Here is a 1,027-nt window from a genome sequence, read left to right on the forward strand (position 1 = left end):
CGGTTTCTCTCAGTAGGTTTGTGCGTTGGGCCAGCGGTCGGCGAAGGTGATCGCGAAGGCGTTGACCGCGGGTTTCCAGCGTTGGGTCCATCGTGTCTGACCACGCCCGGTCGGGTCCAGGGACCGGGTGACGAGGTAGAGGCATTTCAGGGCGGCTTGCTCGGTGGGGAAATGACCTCGTGCTTTGATCGCGCGCCGGTAGCGAGCGTTGAGGCTCTCGATCGCGTTGGTGGAGCAGATCACCTGCCGGATCTCGACGTCGTAGTCGAGGAACGGGATGAACTCCTCCCACGCAGTCTCCCAAAGACGGGCTATCGCAGTATATTTCGTGCCCCACTTGTCGGTGAGGTCGTCGAGCGCAGCCCGGGCAGCGGTAGCGTTGACCGCGGTGTAGATCGGTTTCACGTCGTGGCGCAACGCGTCCCAGTCCTTACGGGAAGCAAGACGGAAGGTGTTGCGGATCAGGTGAATGATGCAGGTCTGCACGATCGCCAACGGCCAGACATTCGCGACGACTTCGGGCAGGCCTTTCAATCCGTCACAGACCACGAAGAACGTGTCGCGGACACCGCGGTTGCGCAGGTCGGTGAGCACGCTCATCCAGAACTTCGCGCCTTCACCACCGGTGCCGGCCCACAACCCGAGCACGTCTTTGCCGCCCTCGACGCTGACCCCGATCGCGGCATAGATCGGCCGGTTGGCGACCTGACCATCGCGGACCTTCACCACGATCGCGTCGATGAAGATCGCGGCATACACGCCATCGAGGGGCCGGTTGACCCAATCCTGCATTTCCTCGATCACCTTGTCGGTGATCCGTGAGACGGTTTCCTTCGACACCGACGCCCCATAGATTTCAGCGAAATGCGCCGAAATCTCCCCTGTCGTCAGGCCTTTGGCATACAGCGATAACACGATCTCATCGACCCCGGTCAACCGACGCTGACGTTTCTTCACGATCTGCGGCTCGAAACTGCCATCGCGATCTCGGGGCACCTCGATCGGCACATGACCACTCGCTTCGGTC

At 61.5% G+C, this 1,027-nt stretch carries 1 protein-coding gene; it reads right to left on the minus strand.

Annotation, left to right across the window (positions count from 1 at the left end):
• Positions 1-9 precede the first annotated feature (9 nt).
• Positions 10-1,027 (minus strand): IS256 family transposase (locus AB0M22_RS45720; RefSeq protein WP_364740348.1); only part of this gene is annotated, 1,018 nt, incomplete at its 5' end.

It is taken from the genome of Nocardia sp. NPDC051756 (genome assembly GCF_040681495.1).
Classification (GTDB): Bacteria; Actinomycetota; Actinomycetes; order Mycobacteriales; family Mycobacteriaceae; genus Nocardia.